The 19,982-nt window shown below is 66.0% G+C and carries 20 protein-coding genes; 3 read left to right on the top strand and 17 right to left on the bottom strand.

What is annotated here, in order from left to right; translation table 11 throughout:
- Positions 1-36 precede the first annotated feature (36 nt).
- Positions 37-714, top strand: coding sequence for an O-methyltransferase (locus QFZ65_RS18960; RefSeq protein WP_306912412.1), 678 nt, complete (start codon positions 37-39; stop codon positions 712-714).
- Here the strand turns inward: QFZ65_RS18960 and QFZ65_RS18955 are convergent.
- The 6 genes from QFZ65_RS18955 to QFZ65_RS18930 all read right to left on the bottom strand — a co-directional run bounded on the left by QFZ65_RS18955 (position 711) and on the right by QFZ65_RS18930 (position 6,046).
- Positions 711-1,706 carry a zinc-dependent alcohol dehydrogenase family protein gene (locus tag QFZ65_RS18955; RefSeq protein ID WP_373427648.1) on the bottom strand — a complete coding sequence of 332 codons (996 nt, stop codon included), beginning with the start codon at positions 1,704-1,706 and terminating at the stop codon, positions 711-713. The two genes, QFZ65_RS18960 and QFZ65_RS18955, sit on opposite strands and share 4 nt — an antisense overlap.
- Before the next feature lie 83 nt (positions 1,707-1,789).
- Positions 1,790-2,773 (bottom strand): universal stress protein, encoded by a 984-nt coding sequence (locus QFZ65_RS18950; RefSeq protein WP_306912408.1) that lies wholly within the window; start codon positions 2,771-2,773, stop codon positions 1,790-1,792.
- Between the two features lie 73 nt (positions 2,774-2,846).
- Positions 2,847-4,031, bottom strand: coding sequence for a YihY/virulence factor BrkB family protein (locus QFZ65_RS18945; RefSeq protein ID WP_306912406.1), 1,185 nt, complete (start codon positions 4,029-4,031; stop codon positions 2,847-2,849).
- Between the two features lie 81 nt (positions 4,032-4,112).
- Positions 4,113-4,763 carry a DUF3618 domain-containing protein gene (locus QFZ65_RS18940; protein WP_306912404.1) on the bottom strand — a complete coding sequence of 217 codons (651 nt, stop codon included), beginning with the start codon at positions 4,761-4,763 and terminating at the stop codon, positions 4,113-4,115.
- Positions 4,764-4,781: 18 nt separating this feature from the next.
- Positions 4,782-5,195, bottom strand: coding sequence for a phage holin family protein (locus QFZ65_RS18935; RefSeq protein WP_306912403.1), 414 nt, complete (start codon positions 5,193-5,195; stop codon positions 4,782-4,784).
- Positions 5,192-6,046: a hypothetical protein gene (locus tag QFZ65_RS18930; protein ID WP_306912401.1), complete on the bottom strand. Its 855-nt coding sequence runs from the start codon at positions 6,044-6,046 to the stop codon at positions 5,192-5,194. Before QFZ65_RS18930 ends, QFZ65_RS18935 begins: the two co-directional genes overlap by 4 nt.
- A 221-nt stretch (positions 6,047-6,267) precedes the next feature.
- On the opposite strand from QFZ65_RS18930, the gene QFZ65_RS18925 reads away from it, so the two are divergent.
- Entirely contained in the window at positions 6,268-7,176 is a 909-nt protein-coding gene (locus QFZ65_RS18925) for a spermidine synthase (protein WP_306912398.1), read from the top strand.
- Positions 7,177-7,204: 28 nt separating this feature from the next.
- Here QFZ65_RS18925 and QFZ65_RS18920 read toward each other — a convergent pair whose 3' ends face one another.
- Complete coding sequence (locus tag QFZ65_RS18920) at positions 7,205-8,122, bottom strand: LysR family transcriptional regulator (RefSeq protein WP_306912396.1); 918 nt, start codon at positions 8,120-8,122, stop codon at positions 7,205-7,207.
- A 140-nt stretch (positions 8,123-8,262) separates the two neighbouring features.
- Here QFZ65_RS18920 and QFZ65_RS18915 point away from each other — a divergent pair, with 140 nt between their 5' ends.
- Positions 8,263-9,012 carry a 3-hydroxybutyrate dehydrogenase gene (locus QFZ65_RS18915; RefSeq protein WP_306912394.1) on the top strand — a complete coding sequence of 250 codons (750 nt, stop codon included), beginning with the start codon at positions 8,263-8,265 and terminating at the stop codon, positions 9,010-9,012.
- Positions 9,013-9,081: 69 nt separating this feature from the next.
- Here the strand turns inward: QFZ65_RS18915 and QFZ65_RS18910 are convergent, their stop codons facing one another.
- The 10 genes from QFZ65_RS18910 to QFZ65_RS18865 form a co-directional block, all read right to left on the bottom strand.
- Positions 9,082-9,987 (bottom strand): dioxygenase, encoded by a 906-nt coding sequence (locus tag QFZ65_RS18910; RefSeq protein WP_306912391.1) that lies wholly within the window; start codon positions 9,985-9,987, stop codon positions 9,082-9,084.
- Between the two features lie 13 nt (positions 9,988-10,000).
- Entirely contained in the window at positions 10,001-11,065 is a 1,065-nt protein-coding gene (locus QFZ65_RS18905; RefSeq protein ID WP_306912390.1) for a maleylacetate reductase, read from the bottom strand.
- Complete coding sequence (locus QFZ65_RS18900; RefSeq protein ID WP_306912388.1) at positions 11,062-12,828, bottom strand: FAD-dependent monooxygenase; 1,767 nt, start codon at positions 12,826-12,828, stop codon at positions 11,062-11,064. The genes QFZ65_RS18905 and QFZ65_RS18900 overlap by 4 nt, the downstream gene beginning before the upstream one ends.
- Positions 12,825-13,715, bottom strand: coding sequence for an alpha/beta fold hydrolase (locus QFZ65_RS18895; RefSeq protein WP_306912386.1), 891 nt, complete (start codon positions 13,713-13,715; stop codon positions 12,825-12,827). Before QFZ65_RS18895 ends, QFZ65_RS18900 begins: the two co-directional genes overlap by 4 nt.
- Positions 13,716-13,833: 118 nt before the next feature.
- The gene (locus QFZ65_RS18890) at positions 13,834-14,484 is read right to left on the bottom strand and encodes an alpha/beta hydrolase (RefSeq protein ID WP_306912384.1); all 651 of its coding nucleotides are present in this window, start codon (positions 14,482-14,484) and stop codon (positions 13,834-13,836) included.
- A 28-nt stretch (positions 14,485-14,512) separates the two neighbouring features.
- Positions 14,513-15,049: a flavin reductase family protein gene (locus QFZ65_RS18885; RefSeq protein ID WP_306912641.1), complete on the bottom strand. Its 537-nt coding sequence runs from the start codon at positions 15,047-15,049 to the stop codon at positions 14,513-14,515.
- 124 nt (positions 15,050-15,173) lie between these two features.
- Positions 15,174-16,364, bottom strand: coding sequence for an acyl-CoA dehydrogenase (locus QFZ65_RS18880; RefSeq protein WP_306912382.1), 1,191 nt, complete (start codon positions 16,362-16,364; stop codon positions 15,174-15,176).
- 30 nt (positions 16,365-16,394) lie between these two features.
- Entirely contained in the window at positions 16,395-17,348 is a 954-nt protein-coding gene (locus QFZ65_RS18875; protein ID WP_306912380.1) for a VOC family protein, read from the bottom strand.
- 211 nt (positions 17,349-17,559) lie between these two features.
- On the bottom strand, positions 17,560-18,546 hold the full coding sequence (locus tag QFZ65_RS18870; RefSeq protein ID WP_306912377.1) for a helix-turn-helix domain-containing protein: 987 nt from the start codon (positions 18,544-18,546) through the stop codon (positions 17,560-17,562).
- A gap of 189 nt (positions 18,547-18,735) precedes the next feature.
- Entirely contained in the window at positions 18,736-19,920 is a 1,185-nt protein-coding gene (locus QFZ65_RS18865) for an MFS transporter (RefSeq protein ID WP_306912375.1), read from the bottom strand.
- Positions 19,921-19,982 lie beyond the last annotated feature (62 nt).

Below are 19,982 nucleotides of genomic sequence, written 5' to 3'. Positions count from 1 at the left end.
GCTACCGCCCGGCGGGGTGAACTGTCAGACTGGGGCATGATCGAGCATCAGAGCACACCACGCTGGACCGCCGTCGAGAACTTCCTGACAGAGGTTGTGGTCCGTCCGGACAGTTCCCTCGACCGTGCCGTGACGAGTGCCCTTGAAGCGGGCATGCCACCCATCGAAGTCGCACCCAACGCGGGCAAGCTTCTCAAGCTGCTGGTCCGGCTTTCCGGGTCCCGCCGCGTGCTGGAGATCGGCACCCTGGCTGGCTTCAGCACGATATGGATGGCACAGGGCCTGCCCGACGACGGCCAGCTGGTCACCTGCGAGTACCTGCCCCGGCATGCCGAGGTGGCCCGCGCGAACGTCGACGCAGCCGGTCTGGGTGCCAAGGTGGAGGTCCGGGTCGGCGCCGCGCTGGACACCCTGCAGGCCCTCGAGAATGAAGGCGCAGCGCCGTTCGACTTCATCTTTATTGACGCGGACAAGGAAAACAACGCGCATTACCTGGACTGGGCCATCCGGCTGGGCCGTCCCGGCACAACCGTGGTGATGGACAACGTGGTCTGGGAGGGCGCGCTGCTGGACGCGGACCTGGATCCCGAAAACGCGCCGGGAATCATCAGCGCCGTGACCCTGATGGGCGAGGATCCGAGGCTGGACGGGACGGTCATCCAGACCGTGGGCTCCAAAGGCTGGGACGGCTTCGCCCTGGCCCTGGTCCGCTAGGCGCCCCCGCCCATCTGCAGCACGGCGGCGCCGGTGATCCGGTCCTCCGCCAGGTCCAGCAGCGCCTTGTCCGCGGAGGAAAACGGGTAGGTCACCACCGACGGGCGCAGCGGGATCTCGGCGGCGATCTGGAAGAACTCCTCGCCGTCGGCGCGGGTGTTGGCCGTGACGCTGCGGACCTGGCGTTCCTGGAACAGTTCGCGGGCGTAGTTCAGCGGCGGGATGTCACTGAGATGGATGCCCGCCACCGCGAGGGTCCCGCCGCGGTCCAGGGCACGCAGCGCCACCGGTACCAGGCTTCCCGCGGGAGCAAACAGGATCGCGGCGTCCAGCGGGTCGGGGGGCTCCTCCTCGGCGCCGCCGGCAAAAGTGGCTCCCAGCTCGATGGCCAACCGGCGGGCACCCTCGGATCGGGTCATGACATACACACGGGCGCCCTGATAGAGGGCGATCTGGGCTGCCAGATGCGCGGAGGCACCGAAACCGTAGATGCCCAGCCGGCCGCCGATGGGCAGCTCGGCGCGGGACAGGGCGCGGTACCCGATGATGCCGGCGCAGAGCAGGGGAGCGGCCTCCTCATCCGGGAAGACCTCCGGAATGCGATAAGCGAACTCCTCCGCCACGGTGACCAGCTCGGCATACCCGCCGTCCCGGTCCCACCCGGTGAACGTGGGGTCCAGGCAGAGGTTCTCTTCACCGCGCAGGCAAAACCTGCAGGAACCGCATGTCCGGCCCAGCCAGGCCACGCCGACCCGCTCACCTGGTTTGAACCGGCTTGCCCGCGTGCCGCACCTGAGAACTTCACCAACAACTTCATGCCCGGGAACCGTCCCGTCGTGCTTCGGCGCAAGATCGCCTTCGGCCAGATGCAGATCCGTCCGGCATACCCCGCAGGCCCGGACCTTCAGCAGCACCTCGTCCGGCCCCGGACGCGGGTCAGGGCATTCTGCAAAAGCCATGGGGCCGGTCCTGATCGGCCCCGGCCGGACCACCCGCCAAGCATGCACCTTGCCTCCTCTCCTCACCCGCTGATCGCTGTGAAGCTGATGCCGTAGGAGCGTTCCCCCACTCGGCGTCAGCGCGTGATCAGCACGTTGCAGCGCGCTTTGTGCAGCACTGCGGAGACGGTATTGCCCGGCCCGCCCTCCCGGTTGTGCGTTCCGATCACCAGGACGTCCGCGTCGACCGAAGCTGCCAGCAGCTCCTTGGAGGCGGCGCGGCCGTGGAGCAGGGTGCCCGCCACGTCCAGGTCAGGAGCCAGCAGCCGGGCTTCGGCCAGCGCCCGGTCCAGCACCTCCTGGCCCTGGAGCGGCGCGTGGCGGCCGTGGTCGTCGTGGTCGCTGCCGTGGGACTGGTCAATGTAGACCAGCTGCAGGTGAGTGCGGAGCCTTGTCGCAAGATGGACACCCCCGGCCAGGGCCGCCGAGCTGCGGGAGGTCCCGTCGATGCCCGTGACCACAGGTTTGCCGGGGCTGCGCGGACGGCGGATGACTATCATCGGGCAGGGGGAGGAGCCCGCCAGGTCAAGGCAGACGGATCCTGCCAGCTGCCCCAGTACGCCGCCGATGCCGCGGCTGCCGATCACGAGGAGGCGGGCATCGCGCGCCGCACTCCGGAGAACCTGGGCCGGCAGCCCGGCTTCCATGACGCCGTCGACGTCGGCACTGTCGTCGGCGGGCCCGCCGGCGTTTGTACTGTCGACGTCGGGCCTGTCGACGTCGACACCGTCCATACCGCCGCCGTCGATGGAGACGGCGGTGTTCACGCCAGTTGAGGCGCCCGGGGCTACGTCCGGGAGCGGGCGGTAGGCTCGGCGTGCCAGCTGGACCCCTTCCGCCAGGATGGTTTCCGCGGCGTGCCGCAGCCCGCTGCCTTCCACCCCCTTGACCGGCCCGAGGTTCTTGGTGAAGACGGGCCAGACAAAGGCGTGCACCACCCGGAGCGAGGAATGCACAGTGGCGGCGTACTCGGCGGCCCACCTCACAGCCTGTTGCGCTGCTTCGGAGCCGTCGTAGCCCACCGCCACTGTGCCGTGCCTGTGTCCTGCTTCGGGTGTCAAATGCTTCCTCCCGGCTTGTCCCCGCGCCGCGCGCCGGATCTTGGCCCAGTAGACAGCAGGAGGTTCTTCCGGGCTAGGGGCTTTGGTCCCCCGCGTCGCGGCGGACCGTGGCGCCCTTCCGGTCGTTGTCCGCCTCATCGGCGTTCTTCCGGCCGTTATCCTCGTCGTCGGCGTTGTGCTGTTCGCGCAGTTCGCGGCCGTGCCGGATGTCTTCTTCTTCCTTTTCCTGCATCTTGTCGCTCTTCTTGGTGTCCCGTGGCGGCAGCTGGATGGTCTCCTCAGCCTCGATGCCGGCCTGGAGCTGGCGGCCGCGTTCCATCTCGGCGTCGAACTCTGCACCGAACAGCAGCGACATGTTCAGGATCCACAGCCACAGCAGCGAAACGATGACGCCGCCGATCGCGCCGTAGGTCTTGTTGTAGCTGCCGAAGTTGGCGACGTAGAACCCGAAGGCGAGCGAAGCCAGCAGGAAGACGATCAAGGCAATGAAGGACCCCAGGCTCATCCAGCGGAACTTGGGCTGCTTCACGTTCGGGGTGGCGTAGTAGAGGATGGCAATGGCCAGCACGACGAGCGCCACCATCACCGGCCACTTCAGGATGTTCCACACGGTCAGGAAGGTGCCGCCCAGGCCGATCAAGTTGCCGACGGACTCCGCCACCGGGCCGGTCAGGACCAGCATGGTCGCCAGGACTACTACGATCAGCAGGTTCACGATCGTGACGCCAAGTACCGTGCCGCGCAGCTTTATGAACGTCCGGCCTTCGTCGATCTCGTAGACCCGGTTCGTGGCCCGGGCAAATGCGCCCACGTAGCCGGAAGCGGACCACAAGGCTGTCAGGATGCCGAGCACGAGCGTGAAGCCCGCGGCGGAGGAGCTGGTCAGCTCCTGGATCGGCTGCCGGATGGCTTCAACTGTGTCACCCGGGGCAAAACCCGAGATGATCTCCAAGAGCGCGCCGGTGGTCTTCTCGGCCTGGCCGAAGAGGCCCAGCAGCGACACCAGGGCCAGAAGTGCCGGGAAGAGCGAGAGGACCGAGTAATAGGTCAGGGCGGCGGCGAGGTCAGGACACTGGTCCTTGGTGAATTCACGCAAAGTCTTCTTCGCGATGTACTTCCACGAGGGCTTGGTGACATCACCCGGGCTGTCCGGCTTGCGGGAGTCATCCGGAGCCGGCGCCCTGCGGGCCTTAGCCGTACTGCTCTCCTCGGTTTCCGCGTTTGGGCGGGCGTGCTCTGCGGCGTCGTTCTTTGCCATGGGGACCATCCTTTTAGGGGTTTCAGTGCAGCAGCCGGCCGCCCGTCACATCAGCGAGGGCGGCCGGCCGGATCCTAGGGGCTAAGCCTGCTGGACGTTGTCCTTGGCATCCGCAGCCTTGTCCTTCACGTCCGAAACGGCGCCCTGGCCTTCGGCCTTGACGTTTTCGGTGGCGTCCGCGGCGGTTGCCTTGACGTTTTCCATGGCCGCCTGGGCGGGCTCCTTAAGCCCTTCCGCGACGTTCTTGGCTGCGTCCGTAAGTTCCGTCTTCAGCGGTTCAGCGGCCGACTTGAGTGCCTCGGTTGCTTCGCGCTCCTTCTGGCTCGCCGGAATCAGGGACGAGACCAGCAGGCCTGCCCCGAACGCGATCAGACCGGCCGCCAGGGGGTTGCCCTGGGCTTTTGCCTTCATCTGGGTGGGCGCGTCCGCAAGTGCGGAGCCGGCGTCGCCAAGGTGCGAACCGGCATTGCCAAGGTGCGTACCGGCATTGCCGAGGTGCGTACCGGCATTGCCGGTCGCCGAATGTACGCTGCCGGCTGCGTGGTCTGCTGCTCCCATGACTTTCTCCTTCACTCCGAAGACGGCGTCTTTGACGGACGCTTTGACCTTGTCACTCTGCCGGTGAACGATGTTCGCCGGCGTGACCTTGTCCGCCACCGCGTCGACATTGGTGCCGAGGCGCGCGCGGGTTGCTTCGATATCTGCTCGGATGGCATCCGGGTTTTCACTCATACTGTTTCCTCGCTAAATCTAAGAGTTGGGCTTGAGCGTGGGCGGGATTTCCTGCAGCGTCTCGGCGGTCCGGGGCAGGCCCTTGATCGCCTTCAGTTCCTTCCGGCCCTTCGAGGCCAGGACGGCTGCAATGATGCCCCAGAGAATGGCTACGACAACGGCGGACCAGCCGTGGCCCATCAACTCTCCGAGCGCCCACCAGAGCGCCACCGAGAGGAAGACCAGCACGAAATGGCCCGCGACGCCTGCTCCGGCCAGCATTCCGCCGCCCTTGCCGGCCCGCGTGGCGGACTGCTTGAGCTCGACCTTCGCCAGCTCGACTTCCTGCCGCATCAGGGTGGACATGTCCCGGGTGACATCGCCCAGGAGCTCACCCAGGGACGAGGTCTCGGCCTTTGCGTGCGCGGCCGTGGGAGGCAATTCGCTACTCATCGACGACCACCCTCGAAGGGGTCATCGCTCAGCGGGGCAGCGCCCAGCGGGTCGGTGACTACCGGCTCTGAGCCCCAGCGGTCCTGTTGGCCGGCGATGCCCGTGCCGGAGCTCAACGGGCTGGGCGGGTAGGTGTCGGCTACGCCAGCGGTCGTCGTTGCCGGAGCAGGCAGCTGGACCGACGGCGGGGGGACTGCCATGCCGGTATCCGGAACCCGCGACACCGACGCCGTCGACGCGGTACCCGTCGCTTCGGGAGCCCCGGCGCTGAGGCTGCGGCTGAGCCGTCCGGCGAGTACGCCCGCACCGGCTGCGAGCAACAGGAAAGTGCCCGGACGCTGGCGGGCGAACGACTTGACTTCCGTCAGCAGGGAAGCGGGATCGCGTCCGTCCAGCCAGGATGCGACGGCAGAGGACCGCTCGGCGGCCTGGCGCACGAGGTCGCTGGCAACGCCGGGCTGATCGGGCGCGGAGGCCATCGAGTGCAGCTGCGTGGAGATGGAACGAAGCCCTTCGGCCACCTTCTGCTGCTGCGTGCCGGCCTGGTCGGTAAGGCCCGACCTGGCCTGGTCCAAGAGGTCCTTCGCGTTGGTCTTGACCTCGGCGGCGACGTTGGCCGCTTCTGCCTTGGCCGTTCCTGCAACGTTTTGTGCCGCATCCGCGGCCTGGCGGCTTACCGCCGCGGCTTCGTCCTTAGCGGCATCCTTCTTCGAGTCCGCACCTGCAGACTCGCCAAGCGGTGTTCCGGCGCTAGCACCCGCCGGGAAGGTTGAAGCCGGGCGAACGGTAGTCTGCTGGGTAGCCGTAGGGGTGCCGAGGCTCGGGTCCTGGGGCCATTGGTTCTCTGTCATCTTCGCTCTCTCTTTCCAAGAAGATCGGATGCTGATCGCAAACCAGCAATACTGGAGTACCAATAGTAAGCATGGTTACTATCGAATAGTAAGTACCCTTGCTGTTATTTTTTTCGTGTCGTCGCCTGCCGGCAGGACTTCGCTGCCGGGTTTCCGCGGCCCCCGCGGCTCCGGCCGGCCGTGAACTAGGCTTAAAGGATGAGGAAAACGGCGGACGGCTGATGGCGAAACGTGGCAGGGCGGCCAGCCGGAATGCGGCACAGGCCGGGCCCGGAGTTGTGGAGGTGCCGAGGGGAAGCCGTCCCGACGGCCCCGTTGCGGGCGTCTACTACATCGACACCGGAGACTGCGAGCTGGTCGCGGACCAGGACAACTCCACGGGGTGGTTGCTGCGCATCAATGGCGTGATGAGTTCCCACATCGATCTAGCCGACCCGCTGTTCCTCGACTTCGAGTACATGCGCTGGATTGCCGCACTGGTGGAATCGCGCTGGCCCCCCGACACGAGGCCCAAGCTGCGGGCCCTGCACCTGGGCGGGGGAGCATGCTCACTGGCCCGATACTTCCATGCCGCGTACCCCGACGCCCGCCAGGTGGTCGTGGAGCTCGACGGCAAGCTCGCCGAGTACGTCCGCGGCTGGTTCGACCTGCCGAAGGCACCGCTGCTGCGGCTGCGGGTGGGGGAAGCCCGGGAGGTCACCGAGAGCCTGACCCCGGAGACCCGCGACGTCGTCATCCGCGATGTTTTTGCCGGTGCGGTCACGCCCCGGCCGCTGACCACCCGGGAGTTCACGGCGCACGCCAAGCGCGTCCTGGCCCCGGGCGGGGTCTACGTGGTGAACTCCGGCGACGCTCCCGACCTGCGGAACGCCAGGGAGGATGCAGCCACCATTGCCGATGCCTTCAAGCACACAGTGATCATCGCCGACCCCGCAATGCTCAAGGGCCGGCGCTACGGCAACATGGTCATGGCGGGCAGCGATCTTCCCTTTGAGGACGATCCCCGGCTGGCAAGGCGCCTCCTGGCCGGCGCGATGCCGGCCCACATCTGGGATGACGCCAAGGTCCGGGCCTTCGCCGCAGGCGCCCCCGTCCGGCGCGACCCGGTAACCCCGTCGATTGCTCCGTAACGGCCTTTTTGAGGCCTCATAACGGCCGTTACGGAGCAATCGATGAGTTCGCGCCCCGTCCCAGGAGGGCCTCGCGATGGTTGGCGGTCTGCTGCCGGAGCGCCTGCACCACGGCTGCAACCGCCGGCCGGCGCAGCGAATCGGGGCGCAACACCATCCAGTACGGCAGCCGCTCGGCGAACTCATCCGGCAGCAGCCGCACGAGGTCGGGGTGGAGGTCCGCCGCGAAGCAGGGCAGGAAGCCGATCCCGGCGCCGGCGCGTGTGGCCTCCACGTGGACAAAGACGTTGGTGGAGCTCAGCCCCTCCCGCATGGCCGGCACCAGCCGGCGCGGCGCGTCCAGGTCGTCCACCTGGAGCATGGAGTCCACAAAGTACACCAGGGCGTGGGCCGTCAGCTCCTCCACCGTCGCGGGCGTTCCGTACTCCGCCAGATAGTCGCGGGAGGCGTACATGCCGAGCATGTATTCACCAAGCCGGGCCGCCGCGGCCCGGTGAACCTGGGGCTCACCCACCACCACTTCGATATCCAGCCCTGAGCGCTGCTGGAGCGCACGCCGGGTGACCGTGATGATCTCGACGCTCAGGCCGGGATGCTGACGGCGGAGCCGGGCGACTGCGGGGGCCGCGATGTAGGCGCTGAAGCCGTCAGTTGCGGTCATGCGGACGACGCCGGTGATGGGGTCCGCCGCGCGGCCGGTCTGCCCAAGCGCCCCGACGGCCTCCTCCACCCGCTCGGCCACCTGGACGGCTTCAATACCGAGGTCCGTCAGTTCCCAGCCGCCCGCGGCCCGGGACAGCACCCGGCCGCCCAGTGCCTTCTCCAGGGCGGCTATCCGGCGGGAGACGGTGGTGTGGTTCAGCCCCAAGGCCTGGGCCGCCGTCGTGAACTTTGCGGAGCGGGAAACGGCCAGCAGCACGAGGAGGTCGTCGGGGTTTGCCTTCATATCTGCAATTCTGCACACAAGGGGTGCCGGTTTGACCATTGAATCGCCCACCGTCTGCGGCAATACTCAGGAAAGCTGCTCAGCGCCGGGCATCCTGCCGCGCCTGGGCCGCTATCCGGCGCGAATTGAGGAGTGCAGACATGGAGAGCAGCTTGAACGGCCGCAAGGCCCTCGTCACGGGCGGTGCCAGCGGAATCGGCGCGGCCAGCGCCCGGGCACTCGCGGCGCGCGGCGCCAAGGTGACGATCGCCGACGTCGACGGCGCTGCGGCTGCCGCCCTCGCCGACGAGCTGGGCGGCACGGCCTGGGCCGTCGACCTGCTCGACGTCGAAGCCCTCCAGGCCCTGACCCTGGATTGCGACATCCTCGTCAACAACGCCGGCATCCAGCGGATCAGCCCCATCCAGGACTTCGATCCCGCGGACTTCCGGCGCATCATCACCCTCATGCTCGAGGCCCCCTTCCTGCTGATCCGGGCCGCCCTGCCGCACATGTACGCCAACGGATTGGGCCGGGTCATCAACCTGTCCTCCGTGCACGGCCTGCGTGCCTCGCCGTTCAAGAGCGCCTACGTCTCCGCCAAGCATGGGCTGGAAGGGCTGAGCAAGGTCACCGCGCTGGAGGGCGGCGCCCATGGCGTCACGTCGAACTGCATCAACCCCGGCTACGTCCGGACGCCGCTGGTGGAGAAGCAGATCGCGGATCAGGCGAAGGTCCACGGCATCCCGGAGTCCGAGGTGCTTGCCAAGGTCATGCTGACCGAATCCGCCGTGAAGCGCCTCGTGGAGCCGGAGGAAGTGGGGTCCCTGGTGGCCTGGCTCGCCTCGGACGACGCCGGCATGGTCACGGGCGCCAGCTACACCATGGACGGCGGCTGGTCCGCCCGCTGACTCCGGCTGTGAGCCGCCGCTGACACATTGCGGCCGCCTCGGCAGGCTGTCATGTGCCCGTCCCGCCGCTCACACTGTGCTCGGGGCCAGGACGACGTCGAAGCGGGTGCGGGACCAGGTGCGTGTCCCGAGGCTCCGCCCGTCCGGGGTTGGAGTGCCGGGGGCTTGCTCCTCGAAGACCTTGATCAGGGATTCCTTGACGCCGAAGACGCTGTCGCCGATGTCGAGCTGCCTGTCGCCGCGGACGAAGATGTGCGTGACGAGCGTCCGCATGTCTTTGGCGGTGACCATGAAATGCAGGTGCGAGGCGCGCATGGGGGAACGACCCGTGGCGGCGAGCATTTTGCCGACCGGTCCGTCGTGCGGAATGGGATACGGCGTGGGGGTCAGCCCCCAGAAACGGTAGCGGCCCTGTTCATCCGAGTAAAGATGGGCCCGCCCGCCTACCCGGTGCTCCGAGTACTGGACGTCATAGAAGCCGTCCTCGTCAGCTTCCCAGACCTCGATCCGGGCTCCGGCGACGGGATTGCCTTCGGTGTCTGTGACAGTGCCCTCGACCCAGCAGGGTTGTCCGGGCGCACCGCCGGCGATGTCACCGCCATTGGCGATTTCGGGTGCATCCTCCACGAAGAAGGGCCCGAACACTGTTGACTCCGTGGCGCCGCGGTAGGCCTGGTTGTTCACGGCGATGGTCTGCATGGATGCCCCGAGGACATCCGAGAGGAGAATGAATTCCTGGCGCTGGTCGTCAGTGATGTGCCCGGCTTCGGCGAGGAACCGGATCGCACTGTTCCACTCGTCGTCGGTGAGGCGTACTTCGCGGATGAAGGCGTGGAGGTGCTTGGTGAGGGCCTGCATAAGCTGGCGCAGCCTCGGATCTTCGGTGTTGTCGAATGAAGCTACGACGGCGTCGACGAGCTGCTGTTCAACTGCTTCCTGCTCGGCGGAAACTGCGGAGGGGATAGTACTGGTCATGTGTGTTGTCTTTCTAGAGGCCCGGCGTGGTGCCGAAGTAGGCGGCAGTGATCAGCTCGGTGAGGTTCTCGGCCGTGACCTGCCTGGGGTTGGAGTCGGGAATGACGGGGAGGATGAGCTCCACGGCTTCGCCGATGGCATGTTCGGCCATGCCGAAGCCTTTCAGGGCTTTCGGCGCGTCAAGCACGCCCCGCAGCCGGTTCAGCCCGGTGACGGCGTCCGCCGCGCCGAAGGCAGCCGCTATGCGTGTTGCGGCTTCGGGCGCGCGGGGTGCGTTGAACGCAAGCACGTAGGGAAGTACGGTGGCATGCGTCTGGGCATGCGGCAGGTTGTAGGCCCCGCCCAGGACGTGGCAGATCTTGTGGTGCATCCCGGATCCGGCCGACGAGAAGGCGACCGCGGCGAGGTAGGCCCCGTACAGGGCCTGTTCCCGTGCCTCCAACCCGGCAGGGTCTGCCTTGACTGCCGGCAGGCCCTCGCAGAGTGCACGGATGCCTTCCGCAGCGAGGGCACTGTTGATCGGGTCTGCCCGTGGAGCCCACATGGAGTCCACGCAGTGGGCCAGGGCGTTCAAGCCGGAGGCCACGGAGAGTTCCGCAGGCAGCGAGAGCGTGAGTTCGGCGTCATAAATCACCGTGACGGGAAGGACCACGTCGTCCACGCCGGTGGTTTTGCGGGATGATTCCGTCATGCCCCACACATTGGTGGCCTCGGACCCGGCATAGGTGGTGGGGACAGCAATGATTGGCAGGCCGGAGGTCAATGCAATGGCTTTGGCCAGGCCCGTCGTCGAACCCCCGCCGACGCATACGATCAGGTCGACGTGATGCCCGGCGGCGGCCGCGCGGGCCTTTTCGGCCTTCTCGAGCGGCACGTGCGGGGCGACGTCGTCGTACTGTAATGCCACGGTTATACCCGCAGTGACGCCCCGGGCGGCCTGTTCCTCGGACGCAGAGGCGATGACCATCACAGTCCTGGCACCCAAGCGCTCGACCTCGGCCGCGAGGTTCTCGGCAGCCTTCCCGGAGCCAAAAAGGACCCGCTGGCCCAGGGTGACGTGGTTAAAGTTCAGGCTCACGCTGGCGTGCCTCGATTCAGGATGGCGGACATGGCGTCCCGGAGGGCGGTTTCAGGATTTTCAGGCAAGCGGGCGGCACGCCAGCCGACGTGTTTGTCCGGCCGCACCAGGACCGCCCCGTCTTCTTCGACGCCGCGCAGTTTCGCCCAGTCGAAATAGAGGTCGGTGACGTCACGGCCAGGTCCGATCACCACTGCCTTTACCTTCACGCCAAGCTGATCGCTGACCTTCCGGGCAGCGGTGGCCCAGTCCTCGCCGGTAATGCCGGTGAAGAGCGTGAACTGGTCGTAGGCCGCCAGGTCGTGGGTGGAGTGCTTTTTGTTATTGTCGCCAACCCACGCGTGGGGTAGCCGCACTCCGGGGTAGGTGGAGGGCTCGTAGTACAGCTCGGGGTCGCGGGACGGTGCCGGCTTGGTGCTGCCGTCCCCGACCACGGCCGTTGAGACGTAGTGCTGGCCAAGTTCCACGCCGTGGGCGTTGAACTCGTAGTTCTTGAGTTCCATCGCTTCCTGGACGGCCGCGCGCTTGGCTGCGCCTGCGGGGCTGTTGTCCTTGCGCGACTCGATCAGGGCGCGCATTTCCTCGGCTGATTCCGCCCCGTCGATTCCGAGCGCTTGGAACAGCTGGCCGAACTCGCGGCCGGACTGGTTGGCGCGCAGCACTATCTGCCTGGCCACCGGTGCCCGTTCCGCACTGTAGCTGTCCAGAAGCTCCTCGCCCGCTTGTCCGCTGAGGACAGCGGCCAGTTTCCATGCCAGATTGTATGAGTCCTGGATGGAAGAGTTGGAACCCAGCCCGTTGCTGGGCGGGTGCTTGTGCACGGCGTCCCCTGCGCAGAACACCCGCCCGGACCGCAGTTCGGTGGCATACTGTTCGTTGTTTCCCCAGAGCGACGTGCCCGTGATTTCCACCTCGAGATCCGGGAGCCCGATCAGGTTGCGGACTATCTCCGTGGCAGCGTCGTCGGTCACTTCCGGGGGTTCTTTGGTGATGTCGTAACCCCAGACGATCAACCATTCGTTCCAGGGCCGGACCATGCGTACCAGGCCGGCGCCGATGCCTCCGATGTTCGACCCCGGCTGGATCACCCAGTACAGGACCGAGGGGCGGTGCCCCACCAGTTCCGTGATGTCCGCCTTGAACGTGATGTTCATCGACCCGGCAATGTCCATCCGGCCCTCGTAGGGCAATTGGATGTCCGCCGCGACCTTGGACCGGGCGCCGTCCGCGCCAATCAGGTACTTGGCACGGATGCTGTATTCGTTGCCGGTGACCCGGTCCAGGACCCGGACGGTGACTCCGTCCGGGTCCTGGGTATGGAGGAGATACTCGGTGGAGAACTGCGTCTGCGTTCCGCGTACGGTGGCGTTCCGGACAAGGATCGGCTCCAGGTAAGTCTGGGGGATGTCACAGTTCAACGAGGGCGAAGCAAGCTCGTAGTCGGCGTGGCGGGCTGGATGGTTTCCCCACGTCAGAATGCGGCCAATCTCTTCGCCGGCGATGGAGGTGCAGAAGACCGTGTCGCCGATCATCGCGTGCGGTGTTGCCTCGGCGAGCACCTGTTCCTCGATGCCCACGTCCCGGAAGATCTCCATGGTCCGCTGGTTCGTGATGTGGGCGCGCGGGGTGTTGGCCGTCCACCGGTACTTCGTGACCATCATGTTCTGCACACCCAGCGAGGAGAGAAACAACGCGGCTGATGCGCCTGCAGGTCCGGAACCGACAATCAGCACATCGGTTTCAACGACGTCGGAATCGCTCATGACCGCGGCCAGTGTGCTTCGATCCATGCGATGACGGGCTTGATGGTGTCATCGGAATTGGATTCGAAGATGAGGCCGTGGCCGTTGCCCTCGATACCGAATTCCTTCAGGTGGAGCCATTCTGCATCGGCGCCTGCCGTGGTCAAGAAATCGACGACGTCTGGCGCGAACCCGGCGAATCCCGAGGCGCTGCCGGTAATGACGGCGATCGGCTTGCCCTTCAGCGCCGGCAGCCGCAGGGATCCGGGGTCGGCACTCTGCAGCTCTTCCGGGGTTGCCTGTGACGGCACATAGCTCATGGGGGTTGCCGTGAGTCCCCAGGAGAGGCTGCCCAGGCCCGGGAAATCGGCGAATGCAGGGCCGATTGGTTCCACTGCCACGATGCCCACAACAAGTTCGGGACGCGCATCGGCCACGAGCCAGCCTGCCGGACCGCCCGCGGAGTGTGTCACGATGATCGCCGGACCGATCCGGTCGAGCAGCCTTGCAAGCCGATCACCGTCCATCGCCTGCGATTCGGCCAGGTCCGCCGGTAGCGGGCCCATGGCGGCGACCAGCTGGTCAATGTCCGCCGAACCGATTTCCCGGTCATAACCCCATTGCGTCTGTGAGCCGGCCGCTTCTTCCGGCAGGAACAAGCCTGCGGCGGCTTCATAGGGGAAGGCGCCGCCCATGGGCCCCACGACATCCGGGTGGTAGGGGGAGCGGCCGTGGGCGGGCCGGTCGACGATGTAGACGGCGAAGCCGGCTTCGAGGAAACGTTGCGCCCACCCCGGCCGGCCGTCGGGTGTGCCCGTCCAATCGGTTCCTTGCCCGCCGCCGCCGTGCACCAGCACCAGCGGATGGGGCTGGGTGATGTTCTCCGGCGCTTCCCAGGCCACGAACATGGGAGCACGCTGAACCGTACCCCCCGGCGTCGCGACCCGCTCCCCGGGAATCCAGAAATGACCGCGTCGGGACGTGACGAGTGGGCTGTCAATGAGATGAGGGGCGGTGGAAGGCATGTCAGGACTCCTTTGTCATAAGGCTGGTGAGCAGTTTGCGGATCCGGGCAACCGAATCATCGTTGATGTGGTGCTCGGCGTCGTCGTAGGTGTGAAGCTCGACGGCGGCGCCCGCCTTGGCCAGGGCTGTGGCCGTCGCTTCGATGCGGGGCAGAGGAACCCACGTATCTTTGGCCGAGGAGGCCATCAACACGGGGACGCCGTCCAGCCCGCCGTTTTCCGGCCAGCCGTGTTCGACGGGGCCAAGGTAGCCGCCAGTGTGAAGCACGACGGCCGCGTATTGGTGCTGGTTGCGCAGGAGGAATTCCGAAAGCAGGCAGGCTCCTTGGGAGAAGCCCAGCAGCACAACCGACTCTTTCGGGGCACCTTGCCCGGCGAGCCGCTCAAGGTGGTGCCCGACGGCCTCCAGGGCGTGGTCAAGATTGGGCTGGTTCTGATCGAGCGGTTCCATGAAACCGGCTGGATACCAGCTCGAATCATGGGCGGCGGGAAGCAGATAAGCGATGTCGGGAAGACCAATGCGGTCCGCCAGTTCCGCCATGAATGCGGGGGATTGGCCACGGCCGTGAACGGCGTAGACGGTGAGGTTCGCGGCTTCGGGGGGCGCCCCCTGGAGCATCGGTTCCTGGGCAAGATGGGGATTGGGCGGCATCGCTATTCCTTCGGAGTCGGAATCGACATCAGGGCATCACTGAGCTGTCGCTGAGCTGGTGCCACGTGCGGTTGTGGTAAACCAGCGGATGGGACTGGCCGGCCGGGCGGGACTCGGCGTCGGGGATTTTGACCTGCAGGACCTGGACGGCGACGACCGTCGAGTCCCCGGCCTCCATCTGGTTGACGATTCTGCCCCGGAGCCATGCATTGGCGGTGGGAAGCACAGGCTCTCCTGTGACCAGCCGGGTCCATATGCTGCTGTCAGCGAAGCGGTCGATGCCGGAGGTGGAGAACGTTTTGGCCAGGCCGATCTGGTCAGCGCCGAGGAGATGGACGACGACGGTGTCAGCCCGGCGTAGCGCGGGAGCTGAAGACGAGCGGCCCGACAGGGAAAAGACCAGCAGCGGCGGGGTGGTCGAGACGGAGAAGACGGACGTGGCCGTCAGCCCGACGGGCCCGTCTCCGGGGTCCGCGGTCACGACGGAAACGCCGGCCGGGTGGTTTCGGAAAGCCTCTTTGAAGTCATCTGCGGTCAGCGTCTGTTCGAAATGACCTTCGGTAATTTCCTCGCTGAGGCGTGCGGAATGGGAAGTGGGTGACGTGGTGGACACGATTGCTCCTGGTTGTTGCGCGTGTGCCGGCAGCCGCTGCAGCCGGCACGCGCGGACGGTGTGACGAGGTGTGGTCCTACTGGTCCTGGAGATCCAGGAAGACCCAGCGCGCGTTCGGCGCGAGTCCGGCGAGCTGCCGTCCGCAGTTCTGCAGGACCACCGGGCCGGAGGTAACGTGCTGCGTGCCGGCGTGCATGTCGCGGAAGAACCGCTGGATGTCTCCCGAGCGAAGGGCCGCGGTGGCGGCCCACTTGTAGACCGCCATGGTGACCTCATGGGCTGACCATGTGACGTTGTTCAGGGCGAGACGGGTGAGCGTCTCCTGTTCGGTGGAAAGCAGCTCGCCCCTGTCCAGGGTCGCCTCGTTGTCCGCCCAGACCTCCATGGTCCAGGCGCGGGCCGAACGCAGCGTTGCTTCCGCCTTCGCGTACGCCGCATGGAACTGGTCCGTATCGACGGTGGCCCCGGGAGCTCCCGTCTTCTTGCCGGCCAGTTCCTTCATCTCGTCCAGCAGCCTGCGCGCCACGCCCAGGGCCCACCCGGTGTGGCAGATACCCGACATGTTGGCGAGCCCCAGATGGTAGATGGCGCCGCCGTTGAGGGCATCCATGATCGAGACCTCGTAGGTGAAGCTGTCCGGGACAAAGACGTCCTCGATCACGTAGTCGATGCTGCCCGTGGCCTTCAGGCCCATGACGTCCCAGTTGTCGATCAGCGTTGCCTGTTCCTTGGGGAGCGTAAAGACCAGGGCCTGGTTCGTATCCGGGCAAAAGGCAGCGGTGTGGATGTGGGTGGCCTGGTGCATGCCGGAGGCGAAGGACCAGGAGCCGGAGAGGCGATAGCCGCCGTCGACCTTCGCTGCTGTTCCCAACCGCGTCCCTTGTCCGGCGATCAAGGCGTGGTTGTCCCCGGCGAACAGCTCCTGGGTGGCTTCTTCGGGGAGCCATGCGGCAGTGGTTCCGGTGATCATCTGCAGTGCCATGAAGACCCAGCCAGCGGAGGCGTCGGCGTAGGAGATCTTTTCGATGGTTTCTATAACCTGGCGCGGCGAAAACTCGTAGCCGCCCAGGTTTTCCGGGATTCCGACGCGGTAAGCGCCGGAGTCGAGCAGCGCCGCTTCGACTTCGGGGGTGAGCCTTCCGCCGGCTTCATTCGCGTCGGCGTTGGCTTTCAGCAAGGGGGTGATCGCGTCCAGGCGCTCCAGGAGGGCGTCAAATTCATTGCTGACATGGAGGCGGGATGATGCTGTGATCGTCTGTTCACTCACGGGACTGGTTTCCTTTTGCGTAATGAGCCGTTAGATGTCGATGTGCTCGAGCTGCTCAAAGATCTGGGTGCGCTGGTGTTCGAACTGCTCGGGGAGCTGAAAGCGGGTGCCGAGTTCCTGCGGGGATTCATCGCAGTCCCAGCCGCCGTCGTCGTGGGTGACGGCGAGTTCGAACAGCGCGCCGCCGGGGCTGCGGACGTAGACGCTCTTGAAGTACTTGCGGTCCTTGAGCTCGGAGATGTCCGTGTAGCCGGCGCCTTCGATTCCGAACTTGGCCTCGTCCTGGTTCTTCAACGTGTCCAGGTTCCAGGCGAAGTGGTGGTAAGTGCCCGAACCGTAGTGCCACGTGCCCTGATCCTCGGAGATGTTGGCGGTCAACTCGACGTGGTTCCCGTGCTTGGCATTGCCGATCTGGAAAACGGCCCGGTCTCCCTCCTCGGCGAGGTTGCCCTGGGAGAAAAACGTGTCGTTGGCGAAGTCGACCATCCGTTCCGGAGTGGTGACATGGATGCCGACGCCGTGGATCCCGTGGATGGCGTGCTCTTCCGGTACACCGTTGCCCGCGAAGCCTTCGCGCTCGTCGCCGTCGTTGCCCACGAAGACGTATTCGATTCCAGAGGGGTGGCGGAACGCCAGCCGGCGCTGGTCGAACACCTCGATGTTCTGGACGTCGACCTTGTGCTCGTTGAGGCGCTGGTGCCAGAAGTCCAACGAGGTGGAGGGAACTGACAGCAGGACTTCGCGGGCCTGGTTGGTGCCGCGCTTGCCGTAGAGCCCGGCCTGCGCCCAAGGAAAGGTGGTGACAACGGAGGAGGGGTCGCCGTTGGCGTTGGAGTAGTACAGGTGGTAGATCGGCGTGCTGCCGTCGAAAAGTACCGTGCGCTTGATGAAGCGCATTCCCAAGGTTTTAACGTGGAAGTCCACGTCTTCCTGGGCGTTGCCGACTGACAGCGTCACGTGGTGCGAGCCTTCAATGTAGGCCATGGGTGTCTCCTTTGACATCTCGTGTAACCCGAATTTCTGGGGCTGGCTTTACCGTACGTGTGTTTCACGTCACTTAAATAGCGTGAGAGTGCCGGTGACTGTCGAATGCGCGCAACCTTGGCATAGGAGACGTGACGGCAGCTGGATATGGACCATTTCCCCGGCATGCGAATCCGTTTCGGGCCGCAGCCGGCGCACGCTCAGGCAGGGCCTAGCTGGTTTCCTTCAGCGCCATCTGGCGGAAATCCGCAGGGGTAAATCCGGTCGCAGCCTTGAATATCTGACCAAAATGCGAAGCGCCTTTGAAGCCCCACCGACGTGCGATTGACGCAACGGGCACGTTGAGGAGTAGCGGGTCGGCGAGATCACTGCTGCACCGCTCCACCCGCCGGTCCCTGATGCAAGCCGAAACGCTGAGGCCAGCGTCGTGGAACAAGCTGTGCAGGTGCCGGACGGAGATGAAGTGCGCACGGGCGATTTCCTGCGGGTCCAGTTCCGGGTTGCCCAGGTTGTCGTCGATGTAGTTGCCGATCTGTTCCAGCAGGGAGTCGCGGGTTTCGATTTGCCGGCGGGGGTTGGTGGTGCCGGACTGGCTGGTCAACATGGAGCCGACCAGCCCCATGATGCCTCGGACCGTCGAATGGCGGTTGACATTTGTAACTGAGTCCGCCGTCGCATTGAGGGTGCTCAGGAGCGCCCATACCGAGGGTGACAGGCCGGCGTCCGCGTCAAGTCGCGTGGCGGTCCGTTCAGCGAGTGTGTCGCCTAGCGACCGGAGAAGCTTCTTCGGAAACTTGACGCAGAGCGAACGGTAGTCGTCGCTGCTAATCGCCGTGGCTGGTTTGGTCGAATCGTAGAAGGCGAACTCCCCGGGCCTGAGCACAGCAGTTCTGCCGTCCTGCGTCAGACGGAATTCCCCCGAGAGTTGCAGAGTCATCAAGTAGTCCGGTCGGTCTTCCGCGCGGATCTTGGACTCGTCGCGATAAGCGGCGTGACGGCCGCTGCTCAAGTCGATGAATTCGATGTCAGCGAAGGGTTTGCTCTGCACGGACCCGTGAAACGTACGGTGCTTATCGAAGTCAAAATCGAAGCTGAGTAGTGAGCGTTCGACTGTCTCGCTCCAGGTAGCCTCCGGGGCCTTTGAGGCGACAGCGGGGAACGCAAGAGAGGCATGTTCCCCCGGCGTCGCGTGAACCATGGCAAACATCCTCCTTGAGCTGCCTGAATGTGATGGTAACAGCGCCGTAGTCGTCCGAACGTCACGGAGGTAGGAAGTGCACGGATACGACAGTGGATTGCGCTGCAGTGACACCTCCTCGGCAGGTCCACGGAAGCTTGCCAGTGGGCGGGTTCGGTCCCGTCGCCCGGATCCTTCATAGGGAGACCGCTAGGAGTCCTGGTCGTCCAGGCGTACGCCGCGCACCAGCAGGAGCGTTCCGCCTACAGCCAGGGCCGAAGCCAGGAACACGCCGGCCGCTCCCAGGCCCGCGGCCACGCCTCCGATGGCGCTGGGAAGGACCACCTGCCCCGCCCGGTTGCCGGCGAGCCGGAGGGCCAGGGCCCGCCCCCGCTGCCCATCGGGTGCTTGCGCGGAAAGCCACGACATAGTCAGCGGCTGGCCGATGCCCAGGCCGAGCCCCAGCGCTGCCATCACGACGAACAGCAGCCAGACCGGCATGGGAATTGCGGCCACCGCCAGAGCGAAGGTGGAGATGGCAAGGCTGGTTACCAGCAGGCGCGTCCGCCCCAGCTTCCGGGACATTCTGCCCAGCCCCAGCCGCGAGGCCATGGAGAAGACGGCCCGGACCGCGAGCATCAAGCCCACAGTGGCTGCAGTGAGGCCGCGCTCAGTGCCGAGCGCGGGGAGATACACCACGGTGAGGTCGACGACGGCCAGGACTGTCGCACTCGTTGCCAGGGCCCGCACCACGCCCGGCGTCCGCAGCAGCGACACGGTGCCCCCGCTTCGCCCGGACGCCTTGACCGTTCGCGTCCTGCCGCCCGGCTTCGCGGATACGGCGAAGGTGCCGGCGAAGAGCGCCGCGCTCATGCCGGCGGCCAGCCCGAAGATCGCCTGGGTATCGGGGCGGACGGAAGTGCCGGCGACGACGGAAATTGCCAGCGGCCCCAGTGCCTGCCCCAGGGATGCGGCAAACGTCAGATAACCGAAGGCCGAATCCAGGCGGGACGCCGAGGCGTTGTTGGCCACCACTGCCTGCTGACCCACCACGCACGCCAACTGTCCGGCACCCAGCAGCGCCGTGCCGATGACGAGGGATGTAACGGACGTTCCCCAAAGCAGGAGGAAAGAGGAACTGCAAAGGACGACGGCGGACCCGGCGGCCATGAGCCGGCGCTCGCCCAGGCGGTCCACAAGGCCGCCGGTGGGAATCGCCAGGAGCAGGGGAAAGACGGCGTAACTGGCCGCAAGCAGGCCGAGGGCGAAATCCGGAACGTCGAGCTCCAGCGCACGGTAGGTGGCGGCCGGCCGGACCAGGAATGTGACTGCCTGGATCAGCGCGGAATGGATCAGGAGGGCGATCGTCGATCGGCGGCCGAGTTGGTCAATCATTCATCGTCTTGAACTGGCTGTTGTATACATCCCCACCAGTATGGAGCTCCTGCACTGCCTCA

The organism is Arthrobacter sp. B3I9 (genome assembly GCF_030816935.1).
Classification (GTDB): Bacteria; Actinomycetota; Actinomycetes; order Actinomycetales; family Micrococcaceae; genus Arthrobacter.
The sequence above is the reverse complement of the archived record's forward strand: the minus strand, read 5'-3'. Positions and strand labels throughout refer to the sequence as shown.

Bases quoted from the DNA above. Each gene is read 5' to 3' on its own strand.
- QFZ65_RS18960 (WP_306912412.1), top strand. From the start codon at position 37: ATGATCGAGCATCAGAGCACACCACGCTGGACCGCCGTCGAGAACTTC.
- QFZ65_RS18945 (WP_306912406.1), bottom strand. From the start codon at position 4,031: ATGGCAAAGAACGACGCCGCAGAGCACGCCCGCCCAAACGCGGAAACC.
- QFZ65_RS18940 (WP_306912404.1), bottom strand. From the start codon at position 4,763: ATGAGTGAAAACCCGGATGCCATCCGAGCAGATATCGAAGCAACCCGC.
- QFZ65_RS18935 (WP_306912403.1), bottom strand. From the start codon at position 5,195: ATGAGTAGCGAATTGCCTCCCACGGCCGCGCACGCAAAGGCCGAGACC.
- QFZ65_RS18930 (WP_306912401.1), bottom strand. From the start codon at position 6,046: ATGACAGAGAACCAATGGCCCCAGGACCCGAGCCTCGGCACCCCTACG.
- QFZ65_RS18925 (WP_306912398.1), top strand. From the start codon at position 6,268: ATGGCGAAACGTGGCAGGGCGGCCAGCCGGAATGCGGCACAGGCCGGG.
- QFZ65_RS18920 (WP_306912396.1), bottom strand. From the start codon at position 8,122: ATGAAGGCAAACCCCGACGACCTCCTCGTGCTGCTGGCCGTTTCCCGC.
- QFZ65_RS18915 (WP_306912394.1), top strand. From the start codon at position 8,263: ATGGAGAGCAGCTTGAACGGCCGCAAGGCCCTCGTCACGGGCGGTGCC.
- QFZ65_RS18910 (WP_306912391.1), bottom strand. From the start codon at position 9,987: ATGACCAGTACTATCCCCTCCGCAGTTTCCGCCGAGCAGGAAGCAGTT.
- QFZ65_RS18900 (WP_306912388.1), bottom strand. From the start codon at position 12,828: ATGAGCGATTCCGACGTCGTTGAAACCGATGTGCTGATTGTCGGTTCC.
- QFZ65_RS18895 (WP_306912386.1), bottom strand. From the start codon at position 13,715: ATGTTCGTGGCCTGGGAAGCGCCGGAGAACATCACCCAGCCCCATCCG.
- QFZ65_RS18890 (WP_306912384.1), bottom strand. From the start codon at position 14,484: ATGCCGCCCAATCCCCATCTTGCCCAGGAACCGATGCTCCAGGGGGCG.
- QFZ65_RS18875 (WP_306912380.1), bottom strand. From the start codon at position 17,348: ATGGCCTACATTGAAGGCTCGCACCACGTGACGCTGTCAGTCGGCAAC.
- QFZ65_RS18870 (WP_306912377.1), bottom strand. From the start codon at position 18,546: ATGGTTCACGCGACGCCGGGGGAACATGCCTCTCTTGCGTTCCCCGCT.
- QFZ65_RS18865 (WP_306912375.1), bottom strand. From the start codon at position 19,920: ATGATTGACCAACTCGGCCGCCGATCGACGATCGCCCTCCTGATCCAT.